The organism is Butyricicoccus porcorum, from assembly GCF_051246315.1.
GTDB lineage: Bacteria > Bacillota > Clostridia > Oscillospirales > Butyricicoccaceae > Butyricicoccus_A > Butyricicoccus_A porcorum.
Window position 1 is genome coordinate 2,756,949 of record NZ_CP178353.1, and the last position, 21,746, is coordinate 2,778,694.

Below are 21,746 nucleotides of genomic sequence, written 5' to 3' on the forward strand. Positions count from 1 at the left end.
GCAGACAGTGTGCGCAAAATACTTCCGGAATATTCGGCGGAATTTTGGATATGATACTATGGGTGAAAGCAATTGAAACAACAGCACAATTTGGGAGTAAAATATGGTACATTTGGCGGACTGTTTGTCCGTCCGAGATATCGTCTGCGCCGTGCAAATGCTGCGTTCAGGCTGCGTTACGGCTCTCTCGCACAGCAGCGCCTCCGATAATCCGATCTTTACGGCTCAGTCATTCCGTTGTATAATAGAGAAAACTTGAAATTACGAGGTGATTACAATGGGACTGAATGCCACTCCTTCGGCTGAACGCGTACATATCGGTATTTTTGGCAAGCGAAATGCCGGAAAATCCAGCTTAATCAACGCCCTGACCGGTCAGGATCTCGCGATTGTATCCGACATCGCGGGTACAACGACTGACCCGGTTTGGGGGTGCGGACAAAATCTTGGACTGATTATGCAGCAAAACCAAGATGATGTCTATACTCAATCGGGCTCATCCCACCTAGAGATAACTTGATGCGTTTATGGTTATACCAATTGATATAGCGGTCAATCTCCCGGCTAAAATCGTCAAGCGAGACTCCTGTCCAAGAGCGGCCATAGAACATTTCGTTTTTGAGCCTTCCAAAGAAACCTTCGCAGGCTGCGTTATCGGGGGAGCAGCCCTTCTTAGACATAGAGCGAATGAGACCGGCCCCATTCATCCGTTCAATCCATCCGGGCCATCGGTAATGGCAGCCCCTGTCAGAATGGACAATCGGATGACAGCCCTCTGGCAGATCGGCAATCACTTGATCCAACATGGTGTTGACCAGATCGGCATTGGGGCGGGTTCCGATCGTCCAGCCCACAACCATTCCATCAAAACAATCGATCATGGCGGAGAGATATAGCTTGCCGTTCGAAAGGGCAAATTCTGTGATATCCGTCAGCAACTTCTCATACGGCTGATTTGCATGGAAATCGCGTAAAATGATGTTCTCTACTTCGGGTGTGATTTCCCCAAATACGAACTATATTTTCGTTTCTTCGAGCGCAAAACCACCAGTTTTTCTTCTTCATGATCCGGCGGATGATCTTCTCGGAGAGCATAATCCCTTTGCGCTTCAGCGCCAGATAAATGCGACGGTAACCATATATGCCCCTGTTTTCGTGAAAAATCGAGGTGATTTGTGCCCGTTGGGATAGATATTTGTCGGGTTTGTTCATAACAGCTTGCTGGTAATAGTAACTGCTTTTGGCCATCTTAAAACGGGACAGCAGCGCTGGCAGTGCATATTTCCCCTTCAAGGCATCGATGATCACTGCCTTTTCACGGTTTCTGAGTACCGTTAGATCGATGCCGGGTCTTTTTTTAAAACTGAGATGGTCTCCTTCAGCACATCTACTTCAAACTGCAGTTCCTGGAGTTGCGTTCGAAGATTCTCCAGTTCCTCAGATTCAGGCAATGCATGATCCTGAGGCAACGGCTCCCTTGGTATGCTTTTTCTCTTCGCCATCAGACCCACCATCCCATACTTCAGATATTTCCTGCGCCAGACGTATATGCTCATACGGCTGTATCCGATTTCCCTTGATACATATTCTACATCTTCGCCTAATTCAAAGCAACGGTGAATTACCTCATATTTGAATTCTGCTGAGGGATGCCTTGGATGCCCCGATGTGTTGCAGTGATGATCCATCTCTGTGGGAGACTCTTCTGTGTGGCCATGTCTGTTCTCTAACCCGGCTTTTTTGCGCTCATACCAGCGGTAAAGCGTAGACTCGCTCGGGTATCCTAACCGACGGATTACAGCAGCTATTGATCCCAGCCGCTCGTATTCTCTTAGTGCGATTTCTTCCTGCTCTTTTGTATACATTCAGTTCCCTCCTTTTGGAGTCCAACTTTTTGTCCGCAGGCCCTTTCCAAGGCAATGGAGCTGCTCCCGCTCGGCCCGGTTGTCATGATCGACACGCCGGGACTGGATGACGAGGGCGAGCTGGGCGCTCAACGCGTGCGCAAGGCAATGCAGGTGATGAACAAATGTGACCTTGCTGTCGTTGTTGTCGATGCCGCCGAAGGGCAGACAAAAGCGCATGAACAGCTGCTCGCGCGCCTGACGGCAAAAAACATCCCGCATGTCGTCGCTATGAACAAATGCGACCTTCTGGCTTCTGTCCCTGCGGACACCGAGGAAGTGCGTTATGTCAGCGCGGCAGACGGCACGGGCATCTATGAGCTCAAAGAGAAAATCGCACACCTTGTTCCGTCAGGCGACAGCGGGCGGCGCATCGTCGCGGATCTGATCGCGCCGAACGATTTTGTCGTGCTCGTCGTGCCGATTGACTCCGCTGCCCCCAAGGGCCGCCTGATCCTGCCGCAGCAGCAGACCATCCGCGATATCCTGGAAGCAGGTGCAACCTCTGTTGTCTGTCGAGAAACAGAGCTCGCCGAAACACTCGCAAAGCTCGGCCAGCCGCCGCGCATGGTCATTACTGACAGCCAGGCGTTTGCGTCCGTTTCCAGAGATACGCCGGAGGAAGTCCCACTGACATCATTCTCCATCCTGTTCGCGCGCTACAAGGGCCGTCTGGAGCAGGCAGTCCGTGGTGTCAAGGCATTGGATACTCTTCAGGAAGGCGATTCCATCCTGATCTCGGAAGGCTGCACCCATCACCGCCAGTGTGACGACATCGGCACGGTCAAGCTGCCGCGCTGGATTGAGCAGTACACCGGCAAAAAATTCGATTATCATTTCACAAGCGGCGGCGCATTCCCGGATGATCTCTCACCGTACAAGCTCATCATCCACTGCGGTGCCTGCATGCTCAATGAGCGCGAGATGAAATACCGCCTCGCCTATGCAGAGGACTGCGGCATTCCGATGACCAACTATGGTATTCTGATTTCGTATATCCACGGCATTCTGGCGCGCGCGGTCGAACCGCTTGGACTGGAGCTGTAAACAGTACAGATTCTTTGCGCAGAAATGTGACATAGCAGAAAACAAAAAGAGTGAAAAGCAGCCTTGTTTTTCACTCTTTTTTGCTAACCGACAAATCAACGCTGTTTTTCCATCATAACATTGGTCAAAACAATTTCGTCGCGGATCATCTGCTGTTCTCTGACCAGACGGTATCCCCGGCTCAGAAAAAACGGCTTTGCCGTAATAGGACAGTCTGATAAAACCATTGCGCACAATCGGATGACTGATATAGTCTGATAATCATACATTTCCTCTGTCATGTCAGTCGGTTCCTCCACTGCCGCGCATATATCCGGCAGCGTACAAAAAGGGCACGCTTTCGCGCGCCCTCTGTCTGTCAGACAATGGTGTTTACGGGTTGGCGAGTACACCAATGCCGAGCAGTCCAGGACCGGTATGTACCGCCAATGAAGCTGCAATCTGGCTTTCCGCCATGAGCTTTCCCTTCGGAATTGCCTCCTGCATTTTCGGTTTCACCTGTGCCGCGGTCTCCGCAGCTGCGCCGTTCATCAGTGCCAGCCATGCCGACCCGTTTCCAGCCTTTGCAGCTGCATGCTCAATCAGCTTGCTGACGCCCGCCTTCGCGCCGCGGATTTTTTCTACTGTATAATAAATGCCCTCTTCATTGCACGAGATGATCGGTTTGATCTTGAGCAGACTGCCGACAACCGACGTCACCGCGCCGATGCGTCCGCCCTTGCGCAGGTACTCCAATGTGTCCATGTAGAAAAAGACCTTGGAATCCGCGACCTTCGCCGGGAGCTTTTGACATACCTCCTCGAACGAAACACCCTGTTCCAACTGAACTGCTGCCCACATGGCGAGCAATCCCGCGCCAATGGAAATATTTTTGGTATCCAGCACGAAGGAATTGAGCTCCGGGTGCTCGTCCAGCACCATCTTTGCCGTCTGGCAGGTGCTGCTCAGGTTGCTCGAAATGAACACGCCGAGCACATTTTCATATCCCTCTGTCTTGAGCTCTTCGACTACATTATAAAAATCCTGCATAACCGGCGTAGAGGTATGCGGGATTTCCTGCGGGAAACGCCGATAAACCTCAGAAGCAAGCTCCACGCTGTCCACAAGACTCTCTGTCTCGTAGGAGACACGCAGCGGAAGCACCCTGATCTGATATTGTTTTACAAATGACTGCGGAACATCGCAACCCGAATCCACAAGAATTGCCGTCTTTTTCTCTATCATCGTCCGTCCCTCGCACAAAATAGTTTTCATAACCATATTCAATAGTATTACATAACACACTGTATTTGTCAAGAGCAATTCCCGGCCGCACATCGATATTTCCTGCCTCTTGCCGTATGTGCCGTTTCATGGTAAAATGACAGCACCCAAAGGAGTTGATATTTTATGGATACCATCGGTTCCTCTTTTACCGCGGAAGAGCTGGAATTCTGCATCTCTGCACTCCAGCTGCAAATCGAGGACATAGAGCGGGATTTGAACGAAAACAAGTACAGTAAGGACGAGCGCATCGAGCTGACCACCTACATCAAAAAACTCGATGAAATTCAGGATCAGTTCCTGCTCGAAAACAACGCTTTCAAATCCGCAGACCTGCTCCAGGTCAGCGACCTTGTTGAAAAAGAGCGCGACTATCTCAATACCATTCTCGATCAGGACGATATCGTCGGTGAAATGCGGAAGGAAGCACAGCGCCATCTGCGCACGGCAAACAGCCTGCTTCGCAAGCTGAAAAAATACTTCCAGTCGTTCGATATCACAGTATAAGACTGTACAAGGCACAAACTCACCCATCATTTTGTCCAAAATCCATCAGAATGCCGTACAAGTCTGATCGATTTTGGACTTTCTTTTGTTATATCTTGCAGATTTTCCGCATTTGTACTAAAATAGATTTGTCTAATTTATACAACCAGGAGGAACCCATGAAAAAACACAAGCTCGGCTTGCTCTCCCGGCTTCTGCTCGGCATTGTCTGTGGCATGCTGCTCGGCTCACTGGGAGACCTGCTTCATATGCAGGACAACCCTGCCTTTGTGGGGATGGTGCGTCTGTTCGCCACCTTTACCACATTGTTCAGTACATTTTTGAATTTTATCATCCCACTGCTGATTATCTCATTCGTCTCGATTGGTCTGGCTGATCTCGGCAAAAAGGCAAATCGTCTGTTCGGCATCACGCTGCTGCTCGCCTATGGTTCGACCGTTATCTCCGGTCTTCTGGCATACTGCACAGGCAAAGCCATCCTGCCGAATCTCATCAGTGAAATTACAGACAGCGCAACCGACTCCGCTGCATTTGAAACACTGTTCACGATTGAAGCAGAACCGGTCTGCGGTGTCATGACGGCGCTGATTCTCGCGTTTCTGCTCGGCCTTGGCATTGCGAACAGCAAGAGTACAACCCTGCTCGGATGCATCCGCGATCTACAGGACATCATCACGCTGGCACTGAACAAAATCATCATCCCACTGATCCCGTTTTATATCGCCGGCCTGTTCTGCAAAATTGCCGCTGAGGGAGAACTTCTGTCCACCATTCAGGTGTTTATCAAGCTGTTCATCCTGATTCTGGTCTGCCAGTGGATTTATATTGCACTCCAGCATCTGACCGCTTCCCTGATTTGCCGCGACAACAAGTTCAAAGGCATCAAAAATCTTGCCCCGGCATATTTCACCGCACTTGGCACACAGTCCTCTGCCTCAACCATCCCGGTCAATCTGGACTGCACGAAGAAAAACGGCGTGCGCAATTATATTGCGGATTTTGTCATCCCACTATGTGCGACTATCCACCTCGCGGGTGACACCATCTGCCTTGTGCTCGGCTCGATGGGAATCCTGCTGGCAAACGGCATCACGCCGACCCTGTCCATGTTTATCCCATTCATCCTTATGCTGGGCATCACAATGGTCGCAGCCCCCGGTGTCCCGGGCGGCGGTGTCATGGCAGCACTCGGTCTGATTTCCTCCATGCTCGGCTTCACCGAACCGATGCAACAGCTGATTATCTCGCTGCATTTCTCGCAGGACAGCTTCGGTACTGCATGTAATATCTCCGGAGACCAGGCTATTGCCTATATTGTCGACCACGTTGACCGCCGTGTCGAACGGAAATAATCCCCTTAGACGCAAACAGGCGTATCCAAATTTGGATACGCCTGTTTCTTTTAGCCAATGGAGCGCGCATAACGTCCCCATCTGCCGGAGCCGCTCAGTGCCGCGAGCAGCGCGAGCAGAGAAAATGCAACCCAGACCCAGATGGCGGACGTCCAGCCAAAGCTGTCCGCAACGGCACCAATACCGAAGCTGGACAGTGCCGAGCCGACATAAGCCGCACAGTTGAGAATGCCAGTGACTGAGGACGCACGTCCAATTGCACCGAAATGAATCGGCATCAGATTGACTAGCATGATGTTCGCGCCAACCATGCAGGTGCTTGCAACGGTCAGCAGCAGCAGCGATGCGACTGCACTGCTGTCACACACAAACCCGAGCAGCGACAGCGCCACAATCGTGACGGCAAAGAATCCCGCTGAACCCTTCAGCTCATTTTTAATATGATTTTTCGCAATTGCCTTGGTGATAAAGACGCCCGAAATATTGACCAGCGGAAGAATGATATCCAGCGCGACCGAAGCCGAGGTGCCGAAGTGGAAGTTCTCCGTCATCAGCGACGGCAGCCAGGTCTGAATGCCGTCACGCAGCATGCCGTGCGTCATGGAAGAGATGGAAGCGAGCAGAATGCCCGACACAATCATCAGATGAATCAGTCCGTCCTTCTGCTTGCTGTTCGCCTGATGATGCAGCTCAATGGTTTCCATTTCACCGTGCTCTGCAATCGTGCGCTCAAACCAACTCATGCGCACAAACCAGAATGCAGCAGCAGCCACCATGACAATACCGGAAATCAAAAACACACTGCGCCAGCCCAAAAATGCAAGCATGACCGAAGCAAGCAGATAGGTCAGCACTGTCGCCAGCGGATAGGTTGCCGCCGCATTGCTGCACGCGCGTTTGCGCTGGTCTGGCGGCAGCTGTTCCGCAAAGATGCGCGCAACCGGAGACCAGATGAGCGACTGGAACACGCCATTGAGCGACCACAGTACAACCATTACACCATAGGTTCCCGTCAGCCCCATGCCCAGATTGATGACAGCCGAACCGAGCACGCCGGTAAACACCAGCTTTTTCGGGCTGATGTGGTCGCCGATCAGGCCGCTGAAAATCTGGCAGACACCGTACACAATAAACAGTGCCGTACCGACCAATCCCGCCTGCGTCTTGTCCATGCTGCCGGATGAAATCAGATCAACCATGACGGCTGAATAACTGAGGCGTCCAAACAATCCGATAATATACGTCGCAGCGCACAGCAGGAACAGTCTCTGTGACAGTGCATGCGGGCAAACGCGGCGCCTGATAACCTGTGTCATAATAAATTTCCCTCGTTTTCCCGTAATCTGTAAAACCTCACCCAGTATATTCCCTTGCAGTAAAAGAATCAATCCGCATTGATACCATGTTTCCATGTTTTGAACTGCCTTTTATAGGCAAAATGCCCACCTCTTCCCAATGGAAAAAGGTGGGCAACCCGTCCTGTTTACAGATTCTTGCGGTGCTCAATACACCAGATTGTCCGGATTCAGGCCAGACCAGCCGCAATCCGTCAGTGCACTGATCCGCGCCATGTCCTGCGGCTCCAGTTCAAAATCAAAAATCCTGCTGTTTTCCGCAATGCGTGACGGCGTGACGGATTTCGGCAGCGGGATAACGCCGCGCTGGACATGCCAGCGCAGGACAACCTGTGCGACGGTACGGTTATATTTCGCCGCCAGCTCCTGTACCTCCGGGACGGAGAAAATGCGTCCGGTTGCCATCGGGCTCCAACCCTCCACGACCATGTCGTGTTCACGGCAGTAGGCAAGCATATCGTCCTGTGCCATGCCCGGATGAATTTCAATCTGGTCAACCATCGGCTTAATCTCACAATTGTTGAACAGATTCTCCAGATGACGCGGACGGAAATTGCTGACGCCAATTGCCTTGATGCGACCATCGTGATACAGCTTCTCAAATGCGCGCCAGGTCTCGATGTTTTTCTCTTCCCAATTGTCGAAATACTTGCGGTCATGCGGCCAGTGAATCAGATACAGGTCGAGATAATCGGTCTGTAACTTTTCCAGCGAGCGTTCAAATGCGTCCAGCGTGCTCTGGTAGCCCTGATGTGGGTTCCACAGCTTACTGGTGAGGAAGATTTCCTCACGCGGAATGCCGGACTCCGCAATCGCCTTGCCCACACCTGCTTCATTTCCGTAAGCTGTCGCTGTATCGATGTGGCGATAACCCACGCGCAAGGCTTCTGCGACCGATGCAGCCGCCTCATCGTTGGGCGTCTTCCATGTACCAAAGCCGACGCACGGGATGGATGTCCCGTTGCAAATCGGAATGCGTGTCTGTAAATCCATACAATTTCCTCCCATTGTTTGCTGTTGCAGATATATTTAGTATATCATATTCCTGCATGCTTGCAAAGCAAAACAACCAGACAGTTATGACACCCGCGGCAGGTTCCATCGGTAATGTGCTGCCAGAATTCGGATGGCAATGACCGTTCCGGCTCCCAGGAGCATCCCGACAATTTCCGGGACATGCCGATAAAACAGCACAAATACCAGTGCACCTGCCAGAGAAGCTACAGCATAGATATGCTTCACAAAAATATATGGCATTGTTCCGGTCATGATATCACGCATCATGCCGCCTCCCACGCCGGTCACGACGCCTACGAAGCACAGAAGAAAATAGTTGTCGCCATAGCCTGTCTGAACGGCCGTGTTCATGCCCACAACCGTGAAAACACCGAGTCCCACCGTGTCAAAAAGGTTCATCACCTTATCGTACCAGATCAGAAAGTTCCCGGAGAAAAGCTGTCTGCGCAGGCACATCAATGTAAAAATCACGAGAGAAGTCACGATTGCCATGAGGGCATACTTGAAATCACGAAACATAGAAGGAGGAGTTATTCCGAGAATCAGATCCCGGATAACCCCTCCGCCAACTGCTGTCGTTACTCCCAGTATTGTCACACCAAAGACATCCATCCGCCGCTGGATCGCCAGCATAGCACCGGAAGACGCGAAAGATACCGTTCCCAGGATTTCCATCATCAAAATGAAATAATCTGAATAATTCATACACATCTTTTTTACCGGAAAAGCTCCGGTATCTCCACATTTTTTCTTTTCAATGCATTCTATCACAGTCAATACGGATATGCAAGTCTCAAATGATCCATTTTTCTTTTCATTCAGGCGTTACCTGAAACAAAAAATGACGGTTCGGCATACGCCGAACCGCCTGTATTATGCGAGATATTTTCCGATTTTCGGAATTTTCCGGATGAGATACGCCAGCGCACCTGACACAATCAGAAGGCCGATTGCCGCGACCGGAATGAACACGCCTGCCGGAAGGACAACGCCTGCGCGGTTGAGCATATAGCAGAGAACTGCCATCAGAATCGGATGAATCAGGTAAATGCCAAAGCTGAGCTGAGACAGCGCTGCAATCGGGCGCAACACCCTGCGCGACAGGCGCATACCGGACAGCGTATTCTTGACAACCAGGAACAGCGCCATGGCGATGAGCACCGCGTCAGGCGAAACAATCATCATTGCCGGATCGGTGGTGAACGCCGTCGAGCCAAACCAGAAGCCGCGCAACGTCAGCAGCAGACAGATGCCACCGAGCAAGTAAATGACGCGCAGCTGCCTGCGCGTGAACATCGCGCTGCGCAAATACCAGCCTGTGACAAACACAGCGATCAGGCCAAAGCCCAGCATTGCGTAATCTGCCAGATGGGTCGTGCCCAGCAGGATCTGGAAAAACGGGTACACACATCCAATCAGATAGCCAAAGATAACGACAAACTGTAATTCCTTCGGCTGTGCCGCGCGTGTAAATACGCGCAGAACCGGGGAAATGGCATACAGGATAATCATGACAAACAGGAAGTTCAAATACAGTCCCTGTCCGCTCAAAATGCCTTGGAGCACGCCGCCGGTGGCCTGATTGACGACCGCCGCGACAACAAACCAGACGATGTACGAAGCCAGCAGCCGCATGGCATATTTCCGCGCCATATCACGCGGACTGATGTACCAGCTGCCGTCGAGGAAAAACATACCGCTGAGCATAACAAACAGCGGAACCGCCCATGTCAGCAATCCACTCAGCGCCGTGCTGCCCGCCGCCATGGATACACTGAGGAAAACGACCGCGATACAGCTGAGCGCACGCAGGACATCAGGATAAACCATTCTTCGTTTCATTGTGTGCAGATCAACTCTCTTCTGAAAATTTCATCAATTGGGTTTTTTCGCTATATTCACGCACAAAACCCATGCATACATCATACCACATTGGAAAAACTATGAAAACACATATGCATCAATTTTTTATGAAGGAAGTGTGAATTTTGACAAATTCCCGAAAATGTGGCATCATCGGCTGCGGCAGCGTGGGGGCAGCGGCAGCCTATACACTCGCCACACACGGCCTGTTCTCCGAGCTTGTCCTCATTGATATGAACCAGAAGCGTGCACATGGCGAGGCGATGGATATCAGCCACGGTGTTTCATTTTCTCAACCGTGCCGCGTCATGGACGGCGATTATGATGACCTGAAGGACGCCGCCATGGTCATCATCGCTGCGGGCGTCGGACAGCGGCCCGGCGAGAGCCGTCTTGACCTGCTGACACGCAACGCCGCTGTCATGCGCTCGATCATCACAGAGATCACGCGCGTCTGTCCGGATGCGATCCTCCTGATTGTCTCCAATCCGGTTGATCTGCTGACCGGCATTGCACTGCGTATCTCCGGCTTTCCCTCTGAACGCGTCATCGGCACAGGCACCGTGCTGGATACCGCCCGCCTGAAATTTCTGCTCGGTCAAAAGCTCGGCGTAGATGGCAGAAATGTACACGCTTTCGTCATCGGTGAGCACGGCGACAGTGAGCTTGCCGTATGGTCGAGTGCGAATATTTCCGGCATTGATCTGGACGATTACTGCATCGGGCGCGGACTTTCAGATGATTTTTCCGGTCTGTTCGAGTCCGTGCGCCATGCCGCCTATGAAATTATCGAGGGCAAGGGTGCAACCTACTACGGCATTGCCATGTCCGTGCTGCGCATTGCCACCTGCATCATGCGCGGCGAGCACAGCGTACTCCCCATCTCCTGTTATGCCGAAGGGCATTACGGGCTCGGCAAGGTCTGCATCGGTCTGCCATGCGTTGTCGGACGCGGCGGCGTCGAAACCGTTCTGGATATCCCGCTCAGTCCCGACGAAATGCAGCAGCTGCACCGCTCGGCTGAAACACTGCAAAATGCCCTCGACCAGCTCCAACTGTAGCCTGCACATTGTCTTCAATCCACTGCCTGCGTGCAGTGGATTTTCTTTGCCCGCGTTGACTTCTTCTGCCGGAATCGCTATACTGAACGTATGGAAACCTGCACCACGGGAGGGATATCCTCATATGAAATCTATCACGAAAATCGTTATCACCGGCGGCCCGTGCGGCGGCAAATCCACCGCCATGACCTGGATTGAAAGCAACCTGTCCAAACGCGGCTATAAGGTGCTGTTCATTCCGGAAACCGCGTCCGAACTGATTTTGGGCGGTGTCGCGCCGTGGACGGTCAGCTCAAACTATGAATTCCAGAAGGCGCTGGTTTCGCTGCAAATCCAGAAGGAACGCGTGTTTGAAATGGCAGCGCGCAACATGGATGACGAAAAAATCCTGATTGTCGCTGACCGCGGCATTCTGGACAACAAAGCCTATATGACTGATGAGGAGTTCCAATCTCTGTGCCGTGAGCTGGGCGGCAGCGAGATCTCGTTCCGCGACAACTATGATGCAGTGTTTCATCTCGTTACGGCGGCACAGGGCGCAACCAAATTCTATACGCTCGCCAACAATCAGGCGCGCACCGAAACGCCGGAACAGGCTATTGCGATGGATCAAAAGCTGATTTCCTGCTGGACGGGGCATCCATACCTGCGTGTTATCGACAATTCCACCGATTTTAACACCAAAATGAAACGGCTGGTCAATGAAATCACACAGTTTCTGGGCGAACCCGACCCATATGAAATCGAGAGCAAATTTCTCATTCGCATGCCTGACCTCGAACATCTGGAACGCATGCCGAACTGCAAAAAGGTAGAAATCATCCAGACTTATCTCATCAGCAGTGACAGTAATGTAGAGCTACGCATCCGCCAGCGCGGACGGGATGGCAGCTATATCTACATCAAAACAGCCAAGAAGACCGTCGCAAACGGCAAGCGCATTGAAACAGAGCAGCGCATTACCAAGGATGAATATCTGAGCCTGCTCATGGATGCAGATACCTCTCTGCGGCAGATCCGCAAAAACCGCTACTGCCTGACAGAAAACAACCTATACTTTGAAATTGATGTGTACCCATTCTGGAAGCATCAGGCAATTCTCGAGGTTCAGCTGAACACCCCGGAACAGCATGTTATCTTTCCACCCTATCTGATTGTTCTTCGTGAGGTTACGAATGACAGCACCTATAAAAACCACAGCCTTGCACGCAGCATCCCGCCGGAGGAAATCGAAGCCGGGAGGAATTGACAAGCGCGCGCGAAACGGGTATACTAAAGATAGAAAAAGGGCGCGCCGCCTGTAGACGGTTATCCCCTAAACATTGTCAAAAGAATTTGACCGCATGTCTTTGGAAGGATGGCGGTCATTTTCTTTTGCATATCTGAATAATCAGATCGGCAAATGCGACAAGAAACGTCAGAAGAAGAAATAACCCTTCATAAGTAACCATTTCGCACCACCTCCCCTCTGTAAAGGTTCGGTGGGAATAACCGCCTACCGCAGGGCAGGACGACGCGCTGAAAAACAAAGTTTTCCTGTTCGACAGGATAGCATATCCCCTCACGAATTTCAACAAAAAATCCCGCCCCGGCAGACCAATACCGGGACGGGACAGGAGGGAACGATTCCCTGTCGCAGGAAAACTGTTCGCTCTTTTCTTTTGCTGTCATCTGTTATTTAGGCAGCCAGACACGGATTTCTGTTCCGACTCCCAATGTGCTGTCCAGCTCTACACGTCCGAGGTGGTATTCCACCACATGCTTGACGATGGAGAGACCGAGGCCTGTGCCGCCGATTTGCTTGGAACGGCTTTTATCCACGCGGTAAAAGCGCTCAAAAACACGCACTTGCGACTCCTCCGGAATGCCGATGCCAGTGTCTTTCACCTTCAGCTCGATCTCGCCGTCATCATCGGTGAGCGTAACCCAAACATCGCCGTCCGGGCGGTTATATTTGATGGCATTCTCGCACAGGTTATACACCATTTCACTGAGCATGGCCTCTGCGCCGGAAATTGGCGGCACAGAGCCGTCCAGATGCAGGCATACCTTCGCTTTCTTCGCGACCGGATCGAGAGATTCCAAAACGGCCGCACACAGCTCGTTCAGATCAACCGATTCCATTTCATCTGCCTGTCTGGGCGATTCCTCAATGCGCGACAGGCGGATGATATCTTCAATCAATGCAATTAACCGCAGCGCCTCCTTGTGGATGCTGCCGGAAAACGTGCGGATATCATCCATGCTGGAAACCATGCCATTTTCCATCATCTCGGCATAGCCGGAAATCGAAGTCAGCGGTGTTTTCAGCTCATGTGAGACATTTGCGGAAAATTCCCGGCGGCTGCGTTCGGCAAGACGCTGCTGGGTCTCGTCCAGTACAATGACAACAACGCCCTGCACCTCCGCCAGCCGGATCATCGGGCTGGCATAGACGTGATAAATTTTCCCGTACATCGAGAATACCGCATCGCGGCTGTTTCCTTCCAGCGCCGCAGTGACACATTCGTGCATCTCGCGTGTACGGTTGACAATCAGGTAATTGTGTCCCTGGAATTCATATACATCTGCCTTCCGGCCGGTCAGCATATGAATGGCACTCGGATTGATGGATACGACATTTTTATCCTTCGATATCAACAGCAGACCCTCGCGCATACTGTTCGTGATGATGCCGAGTGTTTCACGCTCCTGCTCCAGTGTTGCTTTCTGGTCATTGATCTGCTGATCCTGCGCCCGGATGTGCGAGACAAACGGCGTCAGTTCATCATAGGTCGCGCCGCTCTCCTCGTCGTGATCCAATGCGCGTGCCGCCCGCTCGACCGGGCGGATCATCCACTTTGTCAGCCCGCGCGACAGGAAGAGCGCCAGTCCGAACAGCACAATCAAAATCACGGCAATGCCCGGAATGGTATTCAAAACCATACTGCGGATGCTGGCATAGCTGCGCGACAGGCGCAGGACACAGCCATCCGGCAGACTGACTGCATAATAATACGTGGATGTATTCATTGTGGCGGATTGCCGGATATCCTCGCCCTTGCCATCCTGCATTGCCTGCTGAATTTCCGGGCGGCCGAGGTGATTTTCCATCTCCGATGCAGCCGCATCGGAATCATAAAGCACTGTGCCGTCCTGTGTGATGAGCGTGGCACGTGTATTATCCGGCAGATGTGCGAGCATCTTCGTATACTCATCCTGTGTCATGTAGGAATATGACTCGCTGATGGTATCCGTCAGATCGCAGATCATCTGCTCTGCCTGCCGCATGGAATACTGCATGGCAACTGTCAGTGTCAGGATGCAGGCACTGACAACGCCAACCGCACTGAGCAGCAGCAGTACCCAGTAAATACGTTTTTTCATCTGTGTATTAAATTGCTGTTTATTGTTACTCATTTTCCGATCTTATAGCCTACGCCGCGCACGGTCTGAATCATCGTGCCGTCATCGCCCAGCTTTTTCCGCAATGTATTGATATGAATGTCTACTGTGCGCGTTGCGCCGCCATAATCAAAGCCCCATACCTGTTCCATAATCTGGTCGCGCGTCAGCACACGCCCCTGATTGCGCATGAGGTCGCACAGCAGTTTGAATTCCTTGCGCGTCAGCATGACCTCCGCGCCATCCACTGTGACGATATGGCTCGCTTCATCGACACGGATATTCTGGTATTCAAAGATACCGTTTCCCTCTTCCGCAGTCTGTCTGCCGGATTCCACCGTGCGGCGCGCCACGGCGCGAATGCGCGACAGCAGCTCCAGAATGCCGAACGGCTTTGCCACATAGTCGTCTGCACCCATATCCAGCCCGCGCACCTTATCCATTTCCGTAGATTTCGCCGTCAGCATAATGGCGGGAATGCGTGCTGTCTTTGGCGTGCTGCGCAGGCGCTTCAGGATGGAAAGCCCATCCTCACCTGGCAACATGATGTCCAGCAGCACGAGATTGGGGGCTTTTTCATCTACTGCCTGAAAAAAAGCCCGGCTGTCTGAGAACCCTCTCGCCACATAACCGCTTCCGTTCAGCGCATATACTACCATCGTGCGGATGCTCTCGTCGTCCTCTACCACGTAAATCGACAGATTGTCCATAGTTTCCTCCGTCTTTGAAAAAATCTTAATCTCATTTCTTATTATAGCAGATTCCCACCGACCCCAACGTAAAATGTATGTAAAGTCTCAAAGAAAAAGCAATCCCCGGCGCTGTTTGCCGGGGATTGTCATGCTATATCCGATTTTATAAAAACAGTTCGATCTCTGCCCGGCGGGTATACCCCTCCTCCAGCTCATGCTGGTGGTACAGATAACCGGCGTCATCATAGTACCGTGCCTGCTGCGGACATTTTTTGATGCACGCGCCGCATTTAATGCAGATTCCGGTATACTTTCGCACATCTGTGCGGTCAATGGAACCCATCGGGCAAACCTCCGTGCACAGGCCGCAGGCATCACACCGGTCATTCACCTTTGGCTTTACCTTGAGAATATTGACCGGATTGCCCTGCCGGTCGCGCGGCGTGTAATACGGTCGGATCGGAGTCTGTCCGTTCACAGGAACCGGCTGCTCCGGCACACATTCCAGTGTCCGCACTTTATGCGCAAGCGCGTGTGCAAATTCCTCTGCGCGCTTCAAATCCGCCGCATCCGGGCGCCCCGCCGCCAGTATATCCGAGAACGAATGCTCTCCGACAAAGGCCGCGCCACCCACTGTACGGAAACCGGCTGCCTCCAGCAAATCGCGCAGCTCAATCAGCGCATCGTCATAATTCCGGTTGCCGAACAGTACAATCGGAACGGCGGGTGCTCCGCTGCCCGTGAGCTGTCCCTTCAGATAGGGCAGCAACACATTCGGCACGCGCCCGGCATATACCGGCGTGCCGACCAGCGCGAGTTCATCCGGCATACATGCTACCGTCTGCTCCCGCGCCGCCGGAAGCGTAAAATCGTCCTCCTGCACCGCAGCCCCCAGCTCCTGTGCCAGTGTTTCGCCCATACAGCGCAGCACCTTCTGTGTCGTGCCCGTCGCACTGAAATAAATCAGCCGAATGCGCTGAATTTTCATATCCTTCCCTCCACTGTCTGTAATAATTATAGTATATCACAAACAGTCGAATAACCCAACGACTTTCTTGCGGTCTGGCGGCAGGCATCAACAAATGCCTGAAAAATCCGACGGCTGCTCGCATCCTTTTCCCACGAAAATTCCGGGTGCCACTGAGTTGCAAGGAAAAACGGCTGCTTTCTGTCCTCTACGGCTTCTACCAGCCCATCCGGTGCCCATGCGCAGGCCGTCAGCACCGGGGACAGGTCGCGTACACCCTGATGATGATAGCTGTTAACGCGCAGGCTGGATTTGCCGAGAATCCGATACAGCATGCTGTCCTCATCGACCGTAACCGGATGCACCGCGCGGTCATACGGCGGAGTCATATGGTGCTCCACCTCGCTCGGAAGCTCGTCCGGAATATGCTGATACAGTGTGCCGCCCAGTGCGGCATTGAACAGCTGAATGCCGCGACAGATACCATAAGCAGGTTTGCGGCGCACGCGGCACAGGCGCAGCAGCTCCCATTCCATCTCGTCACGTTTGCGGCAGATTTCTCCACAACTGTCCTGCATCTGCTGTCCATAGCGCGCAGGATCCACATCCTGACCTCCGGTAAACAGCACACCGTCCACACGGTCGAGCAGCTGCTCCAGCTTCTCTCTGTCGCATGTCAGTGGAAAAATAACAGGCAGACCGCCCGCCTGCACAATTCCCTCCATATAGCCGGGAACCATCCAAAGACTTTTGCGCTGCTTGTCATAGAGCGGTACAATGCCAATAATTGCTGGTCGATTCATAGTTATTTCCTCCAAAATAGCAAAAAAATAGAACGGATACCTATCGCATCCGCTCCATTGCTGCATTTATTTCGTATTTGATTAAAATTCCATCTTCGAATGGCCCATGCTTGCCACGCTGACTGCTACAATTGCTGTTCCCAGCATAGTAATCAATGCGCCAAGGGAAAGGGTCGCAATACTCAGACCTCTGTTCATGGTTATTCACCCCGCATTATCTGAAATCTTCTCTGTTAGTATACCACAACGATCCAAAGATTTCATTCTTTTTCTGAAAAATATACAGAACAATATTTTTGAATGACACGCAGGATTGCTTTCGACTCTTTTTTTGCCCTGCCGTCTGCACCTGCAACCGCCTGCACCTCATCCTCTGTCTGCGGCAATGCGTGCACCAGTGCCTCCAGTGTCCGGTCGGAAAAGACACTGTGCGGTGGAATGCCATGCCGTGCCGCTGATTTCTGCCGGTATTTGCGCAGCTCGCGTGACAGCTCAGGCCGCTCAGACTGGCTGGATGCACGCGCCAGCCGCGCCTCCTTCTGCGAGACACGCACGCGCATCCTCACTTTTTCGCCGTGAAACAGCACATTTTTTGGCCCCGCACTCAGCCGCAGGCGAATATGGGGATTTTCCTGCCGTATCAAATATCCGCGGCTGATGAGGTGACTGATGACCGCTGCAATGTCCTCCGGCTCAGCATCGCGCAGAATGCCATAGGTAGACAGCGCATCATACCCGGCCGCGCAGATATCCACATCCGCACAACCGCGCAAAATACGGCAAAGCATGTCTGCGCCGCACTGCTCCTTTGTGCGGTAGACGCACGACAGGATTTTCTGTGCGTCTATCGTGACATCCTTTTCAATGCTGGAGGCCTCACAGTTGCCGCACTGCCCACAAAAGTCCGGTGCCTCCTGTCCAAAATACCGCAGGATATGCTGCCGCAGGCACTGATCTGTAAACACGTATCGTTTCATCTGGGACAGTCGTTCCAGTCTGCGCTTTTTGAGCCATTCGACCTCCTCGTCGGTCAATGCGGGGTTCTCCGGATCGAGCCCAATCAAATATTCATGCAATGCAATGTCCGACTCGTCGAACAGCAGCAGGCAGCGTGCCGATGCGCCATCCCGCCCGGCGCGTCCCGCCTCCTGATAATAGCTCTCGATGTCGCGCGGCATGCCATAATGCACCACAAAGCGCACATCCGGCTTATCAATGCCCATGCCAAACGCATTGGTTGCGACGATGACAGGAATGCTGCCACCGACAAAATTCTGTTGTACTGCCCGCCGTGCCATCGGCTCCATACCTGCGTGATATGCCGCCGCCCGAATGCCGTTATCACACAGATAACGTGCCATCTCCTCCGTCTTTTTGCGCGTCAGGCAGTAGACAATCCCCGATGAACCGTCCTGTTCCGCAATAAACCGTACCATTTGTGCTTCACGGTCATAAACACGCCGCACCTCATAATGCAGGTTCGGACGGTCAAAGCTGGTCACCAGCCGTTCCGGTGCATGCAGCCCCAGTGCCTGCGCAATATCCTCACGCACCTGCGCTGTCGCCGTTGCGGTAAAGGCGGAAATGACCGGCCGTCTGGGCAGGCTTCGGATAAACTCCGGTATCTTCCGATAGCTCGGACGAAAATCATGTCCCCACTGCGAAATACAGTGCGCTTCATCTACCGTAACCATGCCGATGGGCAGGTGGTTTACCAGCTGGGCAAAATCCGGCTGCATCAGCCGTTCCGGTGCGACATAAATCAGCTTGCAGCGCCCCATGGCAGCCTGCCGGATTGCCAGCCTGCGCTCCTCCGGTGTCTGTGCGCTGTTGAGCAGGCAGGCGGAAAGCCCGACCCGGCGCAGTGCCGCAACCTGATCCTGCATCAAAGAAATCAGTGGAGAAACCACCAGTGTCACGCCCGGCAAAAGCATGCCGGCAATCTGGTAACAGATGGATTTGCCCGCGCCGGTCGGCATAACACCGAGCACATCGCGTCCCGCGAGCATCGCATCAATCAGCTTCTGCTGTCCCGGACGGAACGACGCATAGCCAAATGATTCCTGTAGCAATCTGTGCTTTAAATCCATCCGTTTCCCTCCTTTTCCGGCTTCTGTGTATCAGTATGCCATATTTTCTGCCATCCTGCAAGCCACAGCCTTTACTTTTGCAAACAGATACGGTATACTGATACCAATCGTTTTTTTGAACACACAAAGGAGACAATTATGTTTATCGAACTCATCAAATCATTTGTTCTCGGTATTGTCCAGGGCATTACCGAGTGGCTGCCGGTCTCCTCGACCGGACATATGCTGCTGTTCGATGAATTCCTTCAGCTGGACTTCCCGAAGGAATTTACCGACATGTTCTTCGTCGTCATCCAGTTCGGCTCTATTCTCGCCGTACTGGTGCTGTACTTCGACAAGCTCAATCCGTTTTCCGCCAAAAAATCACCGGCGGAAAAGAAAAGTACATGGACACTGTGGAAAAAAGTCATCATCGGCTGCATCCCGGCAGGCGTCATCGGCATCCTGTTTGACGATCTGATTCACGATCTGCTGTATGGCCCGCTGGTCATCGCAATTGCACTGATTGTTTACGGTATTCTGTTTATCGTCCTCGAAAGCACACACCACACCCCGACAACGACTTCGCTCGAATCGCTGTCTTACCGCAAGGCGCTGCTCATCGGCGTCTTCCAGACGCTGTCCCTGATTCCGGGCACCTCGCGTTCTGGCTCGACCATCCTCGGTGCGGTTTTCCTCGGTTGTGCGCGTCCGGTCGCCGCTGAATTTTCATTCTTCCTCGCTATTCCGGTTATGCTGGGTGCGAGCGGACTGAAGGTTCTCAAATATGGCCTGAACTACACCGCCGCACAGGTCGGTGTCATGATTGTCGGCATGGTCACGGCCTTTGTCGTTTCCCTGTTCTGTATCCGATTCCTGATGAATTACATCCGCAAACACGATTTCAAAGTGTTCGGCTGGTACCGCATTGTGCTGGGTATCGTCGTCCTGCTGTACTTCGGACTGTTTGCATCATAAGCCAAACGAGCCAAACGCAACAGCGCTCCCCAAATATTTCTAAGGCAAATTGTTCAAGCAGCCGAAAGGGCTTGCTGTCTGTGAATTGCAGGCGGTAAGCCCTTTCGTCTTGCCTTAATCCTGCGGTTGTTGTAGTAATCCAGATATTCAATTAGTTCCTGCTTGAAGTGTTCCATAGATTGAAACTCCTGTAAATATAGAAGTTCGCTCTTGAGCAATCCAAAGAAATTCTCTATCACTGCGTTGTCCAGACAGTTGCCTTTCCGGCTCATGCTCTGGCGAACTATAATGGTCTCATAAATTAAGACACTTTTTCGGACAGATTTTAATGAATCTGATATACTTAAACCAGTATGTAAGAAAGGAGCCATTATCATGTCCAGACAGAGAAGAAGTTTTAGTGCCAAATTCAAATCAAACCTTGTAATTGAGCTGCTTAAGGGTGAGAAAGATCTCAATACCCTGGCAGCTGAAAATAGCATCCAATCAAATCTGCTCCGTAACTGGAAAAAGGAGTTCCTGAACAATGCTTCGGTTGTGTTCGACGACAAGCGAGAGGAAAACCTCAAAGAAAAGCTTGCCGAAGAGCGAAAAGAGAAAGCGGAGTATGCCAAAAAGGTTGGTCAGTTAACCATGCAGGTTGACTGGCTCAAAAAAAAATCTGAAGAAATTTGTGGACCTGACTACGAGAGTAAGTTTAGTCCAAAACCTTTTGACGACTAAGGAAATTCCGGCTTCCGTTGGTGCCAGGTTGCTTGACATCAACCGTACAAGCATTTATTACAAGGGCGCCCCTATTTCAGATGAGGAACTGGCCTGCAAAGAGATCATTGATCATCTCCATACAGATAATCCCGCTTGGGGCGCAAGACAAATGTCTGCACAGTTAAAAGCCCGTGGTTACCAGGTTGGGCGCCGCAAGGCAAGACGCTACATGAATGAGATGGATATTTACCCGATCTATCCAAAGATGAATCTTTCCAAGCGAATGCAGCAGGCGAAAGTATGTCCATATCTTCTTCGTAATGCGGTCATAGACAAGCCAAATCAAGCATGGTCTATTGATATTACATATATCCCGATCAAGCGCGGATTTCTGTATCTGACAGCCGTGATCGACTGGTATAGCCGTTGTATTGTCGGCTGGGAAGTGGATGACACACTTGATACCAGAATGGTTATCAGTGCCCTGAAAAAAGCTTTCAAAGTGGCAAAACCTCAAATCCTGAATTCAGATCAGGGTTGTCAGTTTACAAGTCAGCAATACATTGACTTTGTAAAGGAAAACGGCATCCGTCAGAGTATGGATGGAAAAAGTCGCTGGGCAGACAACATCATGATTGAACGCTGGTTCCGCAGCTTCAAGTATGAGGAAGCCTATCTGACACAGTACAACAACATCAGGGAAGCAAGAGCTGCTATCGGACAGTATATCTACATCTACAACTTTGAGCGGCGCCCATTCTGCACTTGATTACCAAACA

General features: G+C 51.9%; 21 protein-coding genes and 3 pseudogenes. 9 read left to right on the top strand and 15 right to left on the bottom strand.

All coding sequences use genetic code 11. The features are described 5' to 3' along the window. Positions 1-277 precede the first annotated feature (277 nt). Positions 278-427: pseudogene (locus ACLM7Z_RS13615) on the top strand (GTPase); the annotation flags it as partial. Between the two features lie 28 nt (positions 428-455). On the opposite strand, the gene ACLM7Z_RS13620 reads toward ACLM7Z_RS13615, so the two are convergent. From ACLM7Z_RS13620 to ACLM7Z_RS13630, 3 genes are read right to left on the bottom strand one after another with little or no spacing between them, the layout of a single operon-like run. Then, positions 456-1,001 carry an IS3 family transposase gene (locus ACLM7Z_RS13620; protein WP_435645781.1) on the bottom strand — a complete coding sequence of 182 codons (546 nt, stop codon included), beginning with the start codon at positions 999-1,001 and terminating at the stop codon, positions 456-458. Continuing rightward, positions 943-1,308: an IS3 family transposase gene (locus tag ACLM7Z_RS13625; protein WP_435645318.1), complete on the bottom strand. Its 366-nt coding sequence runs from the start codon at positions 1,306-1,308 to the stop codon at positions 943-945. Before ACLM7Z_RS13625 ends, ACLM7Z_RS13620 begins: the two co-directional genes overlap by 59 nt. A 26-nt stretch (positions 1,309-1,334) precedes the next feature. Then, positions 1,335-1,865, bottom strand: a complete 531-nt coding sequence (locus ACLM7Z_RS13630; protein WP_435644886.1) for a transposase — start codon at positions 1,863-1,865, stop codon at positions 1,335-1,337. A gap of 48 nt (positions 1,866-1,913) precedes the next feature. Here ACLM7Z_RS13630 and hydF point away from each other — a divergent pair. Then, positions 1,914-2,951 (top strand): annotated as a pseudogene (gene hydF, locus ACLM7Z_RS13635) ([FeFe] hydrogenase H-cluster maturation GTPase HydF); the annotation flags it as partial. Between the two features lie 95 nt (positions 2,952-3,046). On the opposite strand, the gene ACLM7Z_RS13640 reads toward hydF, so the two are convergent. Further along, positions 3,047-3,232 (bottom strand): hypothetical protein, encoded by a 186-nt coding sequence (locus ACLM7Z_RS13640; protein ID WP_087017517.1) that lies wholly within the window; start codon positions 3,230-3,232, stop codon positions 3,047-3,049. A gap of 91 nt (positions 3,233-3,323) precedes the next feature. Beyond that, entirely contained in the window at positions 3,324-4,175 is an 852-nt protein-coding gene (locus ACLM7Z_RS13645; RefSeq protein WP_242969765.1) for a DegV family protein, read from the bottom strand. A 165-nt stretch (positions 4,176-4,340) separates the two neighbouring features. On the opposite strand from ACLM7Z_RS13645, the gene ACLM7Z_RS13650 reads away from it, so the two are divergent. Both ACLM7Z_RS13650 and ACLM7Z_RS13655 read left to right on the top strand, forming a co-directional pair. Then, positions 4,341-4,721: a hypothetical protein gene (locus tag ACLM7Z_RS13650; RefSeq protein ID WP_087017514.1), complete on the top strand. Its 381-nt coding sequence runs from the start codon at positions 4,341-4,343 to the stop codon at positions 4,719-4,721. A gap of 158 nt (positions 4,722-4,879) precedes the next feature. After that, on the top strand, positions 4,880-6,073 hold the full coding sequence (locus tag ACLM7Z_RS13655) for a dicarboxylate/amino acid:cation symporter (protein WP_087017512.1): 1,194 nt from the start codon (positions 4,880-4,882) through the stop codon (positions 6,071-6,073). Positions 6,074-6,123: 50 nt separating this feature from the next. Here ACLM7Z_RS13655 and ACLM7Z_RS13660 read toward each other — a convergent pair whose 3' ends face one another. From ACLM7Z_RS13660 to ACLM7Z_RS13675, 4 genes are all read right to left on the bottom strand, one after another. Beyond that, positions 6,124-7,389, bottom strand: a complete 1,266-nt coding sequence (locus tag ACLM7Z_RS13660; protein ID WP_165761022.1) for an MFS transporter — start codon at positions 7,387-7,389, stop codon at positions 6,124-6,126. Between the two features lie 186 nt (positions 7,390-7,575). Then, positions 7,576-8,421: an aldo/keto reductase gene (locus ACLM7Z_RS13665; RefSeq protein ID WP_273350670.1), complete on the bottom strand. Its 846-nt coding sequence runs from the start codon at positions 8,419-8,421 to the stop codon at positions 7,576-7,578. Positions 8,422-8,505: 84 nt separating this feature from the next. Then, positions 8,506-9,150, bottom strand: coding sequence for a trimeric intracellular cation channel family protein (locus tag ACLM7Z_RS13670; protein WP_087017506.1), 645 nt, complete (start codon positions 9,148-9,150; stop codon positions 8,506-8,508). A gap of 168 nt (positions 9,151-9,318) precedes the next feature. After that, positions 9,319-10,287, bottom strand: a complete 969-nt coding sequence (locus tag ACLM7Z_RS13675) for an acyltransferase (RefSeq protein ID WP_435645330.1) — start codon at positions 10,285-10,287, stop codon at positions 9,319-9,321. A gap of 146 nt (positions 10,288-10,433) precedes the next feature. On the opposite strand from ACLM7Z_RS13675, the gene ACLM7Z_RS13680 reads away from it, so the two are divergent. Both ACLM7Z_RS13680 and ACLM7Z_RS13685 read left to right on the top strand, forming a co-directional pair. Continuing rightward, positions 10,434-11,369, top strand: a complete 936-nt coding sequence (locus ACLM7Z_RS13680) for an L-lactate dehydrogenase (protein WP_087017502.1) — start codon at positions 10,434-10,436, stop codon at positions 11,367-11,369. A gap of 124 nt (positions 11,370-11,493) precedes the next feature. Further along, a complete protein-coding gene (locus ACLM7Z_RS13685) occupies positions 11,494-12,618 on the top strand; it encodes an AAA family ATPase (RefSeq protein ID WP_087017500.1) in 1,125 nt (374 codons plus the stop codon). A 425-nt stretch (positions 12,619-13,043) separates the two neighbouring features. Here ACLM7Z_RS13685 and ACLM7Z_RS13690 read toward each other — a convergent pair whose 3' ends face one another. The 5 genes from ACLM7Z_RS13690 to recQ form a co-directional block, all read right to left on the bottom strand. Continuing rightward, the gene (locus tag ACLM7Z_RS13690; RefSeq protein ID WP_273350677.1) at positions 13,044-14,768 is read right to left on the bottom strand and encodes an ATP-binding protein; all 1,725 of its coding nucleotides are present in this window, start codon (positions 14,766-14,768) and stop codon (positions 13,044-13,046) included. Then, complete coding sequence (locus ACLM7Z_RS13695; protein ID WP_435645331.1) at positions 14,765-15,463, bottom strand: response regulator transcription factor; 699 nt, start codon at positions 15,461-15,463, stop codon at positions 14,765-14,767. The genes ACLM7Z_RS13690 and ACLM7Z_RS13695 overlap by 4 nt, the downstream gene beginning before the upstream one ends. A 145-nt stretch (positions 15,464-15,608) precedes the next feature. Then, positions 15,609-16,433, bottom strand: a complete 825-nt coding sequence (locus ACLM7Z_RS13700; protein WP_087017494.1) for an EFR1 family ferrodoxin — start codon at positions 16,431-16,433, stop codon at positions 15,609-15,611. A gap of 26 nt (positions 16,434-16,459) precedes the next feature. Beyond that, on the bottom strand, positions 16,460-17,215 hold the full coding sequence (locus tag ACLM7Z_RS13705) for a gamma-glutamyl-gamma-aminobutyrate hydrolase family protein (RefSeq protein ID WP_087017492.1): 756 nt from the start codon (positions 17,213-17,215) through the stop codon (positions 16,460-16,462). A 260-nt stretch (positions 17,216-17,475) separates the two neighbouring features. Beyond that, on the bottom strand, positions 17,476-19,305 hold the full coding sequence (gene recQ, locus ACLM7Z_RS13710; protein ID WP_435645332.1) for a DNA helicase RecQ: 1,830 nt from the start codon (positions 19,303-19,305) through the stop codon (positions 17,476-17,478). 138 nt (positions 19,306-19,443) lie between these two features. Between recQ and ACLM7Z_RS13715 the strand changes: the two genes are divergently transcribed. Next, positions 19,444-20,262 carry an undecaprenyl-diphosphate phosphatase gene (locus tag ACLM7Z_RS13715; RefSeq protein WP_087017488.1) on the top strand — a complete coding sequence of 273 codons (819 nt, stop codon included), beginning with the start codon at positions 19,444-19,446 and terminating at the stop codon, positions 20,260-20,262. Positions 20,263-20,315: 53 nt separating this feature from the next. Here ACLM7Z_RS13715 and ACLM7Z_RS13720 read toward each other — a convergent pair. Then, positions 20,316-20,540, bottom strand: a pseudogene (locus ACLM7Z_RS13720) (IS3 family transposase); the annotation flags it as partial. A 97-nt stretch (positions 20,541-20,637) separates the two neighbouring features. On the opposite strand from ACLM7Z_RS13720, the gene ACLM7Z_RS13725 reads away from it, so the two are divergent. Continuing rightward, the gene (locus ACLM7Z_RS13725; RefSeq protein WP_242969781.1) at positions 20,638-20,985 is read left to right on the top strand and encodes a transposase; all 348 of its coding nucleotides are present in this window, start codon (positions 20,638-20,640) and stop codon (positions 20,983-20,985) included. After that, positions 20,936-21,736, top strand: a complete 801-nt coding sequence (locus tag ACLM7Z_RS13730; protein WP_435645333.1) for an IS3 family transposase — start codon at positions 20,936-20,938, stop codon at positions 21,734-21,736. The genes ACLM7Z_RS13725 and ACLM7Z_RS13730 overlap by 50 nt, the downstream gene beginning before the upstream one ends. The last annotated feature ends 10 nt before the right edge of the window (positions 21,737-21,746 follow it).

What these genes read in the sequence shown, in the direction of transcription:
- ACLM7Z_RS13650 (WP_087017514.1), top strand. Translation starts at nt 4,341, where the DNA reads ATGGATACCATCGGTTCCTCTTTTACCGCGGAAGAGCTGGAATTCTGC.
- ACLM7Z_RS13655 (WP_087017512.1), top strand. Translation starts at nt 4,880, where the DNA reads ATGAAAAAACACAAGCTCGGCTTGCTCTCCCGGCTTCTGCTCGGCATT.
- ACLM7Z_RS13725 (WP_242969781.1), top strand. Translation starts at nt 20,638, where the DNA reads ATGTCCAGACAGAGAAGAAGTTTTAGTGCCAAATTCAAATCAAACCTT.
- ACLM7Z_RS13665 (WP_273350670.1), bottom strand. Translation starts at nt 8,421, where the DNA reads ATGGATTTACAGACACGCATTCCGATTTGCAACGGGACATCCATCCCG.
- ACLM7Z_RS13705 (WP_087017492.1), bottom strand. Translation starts at nt 17,215, where the DNA reads ATGAATCGACCAGCAATTATTGGCATTGTACCGCTCTATGACAAGCAG.
- ACLM7Z_RS13685 (WP_087017500.1), top strand. Translation starts at nt 11,494, where the DNA reads ATGAAATCTATCACGAAAATCGTTATCACCGGCGGCCCGTGCGGCGGC.
- ACLM7Z_RS13640 (WP_087017517.1), bottom strand. Translation starts at nt 3,232, where the DNA reads ATGACAGAGGAAATGTATGATTATCAGACTATATCAGTCATCCGATTG.
- ACLM7Z_RS13715 (WP_087017488.1), top strand. Translation starts at nt 19,444, where the DNA reads ATGTTTATCGAACTCATCAAATCATTTGTTCTCGGTATTGTCCAGGGC.
- ACLM7Z_RS13630 (WP_435644886.1), bottom strand. Translation starts at nt 1,865, where the DNA reads ATGTATACAAAAGAGCAGGAAGAAATCGCACTAAGAGAATACGAGCGG.
- ACLM7Z_RS13670 (WP_087017506.1), bottom strand. Translation starts at nt 9,150, where the DNA reads ATGAATTATTCAGATTATTTCATTTTGATGATGGAAATCCTGGGAACG.
- ACLM7Z_RS13690 (WP_273350677.1), bottom strand. Translation starts at nt 14,768, where the DNA reads ATGAGTAACAATAAACAGCAATTTAATACACAGATGAAAAAACGTATT.
- ACLM7Z_RS13660 (WP_165761022.1), bottom strand. Translation starts at nt 7,389, where the DNA reads ATGACACAGGTTATCAGGCGCCGCGTTTGCCCGCATGCACTGTCACAG.
- ACLM7Z_RS13695 (WP_435645331.1), bottom strand. Translation starts at nt 15,463, where the DNA reads ATGGACAATCTGTCGATTTACGTGGTAGAGGACGACGAGAGCATCCGC.
- ACLM7Z_RS13675 (WP_435645330.1), bottom strand. Translation starts at nt 10,287, where the DNA reads ATGAAACGAAGAATGGTTTATCCTGATGTCCTGCGTGCGCTCAGCTGT.
- ACLM7Z_RS13700 (WP_087017494.1), bottom strand. Translation starts at nt 16,433, where the DNA reads ATGAAAATTCAGCGCATTCGGCTGATTTATTTCAGTGCGACGGGCACG.
- recQ (WP_435645332.1), bottom strand. Translation starts at nt 19,305, where the DNA reads ATGGATTTAAAGCACAGATTGCTACAGGAATCATTTGGCTATGCGTCG.
- ACLM7Z_RS13645 (WP_242969765.1), bottom strand. Translation starts at nt 4,175, where the DNA reads ATGATAGAGAAAAAGACGGCAATTCTTGTGGATTCGGGTTGCGATGTT.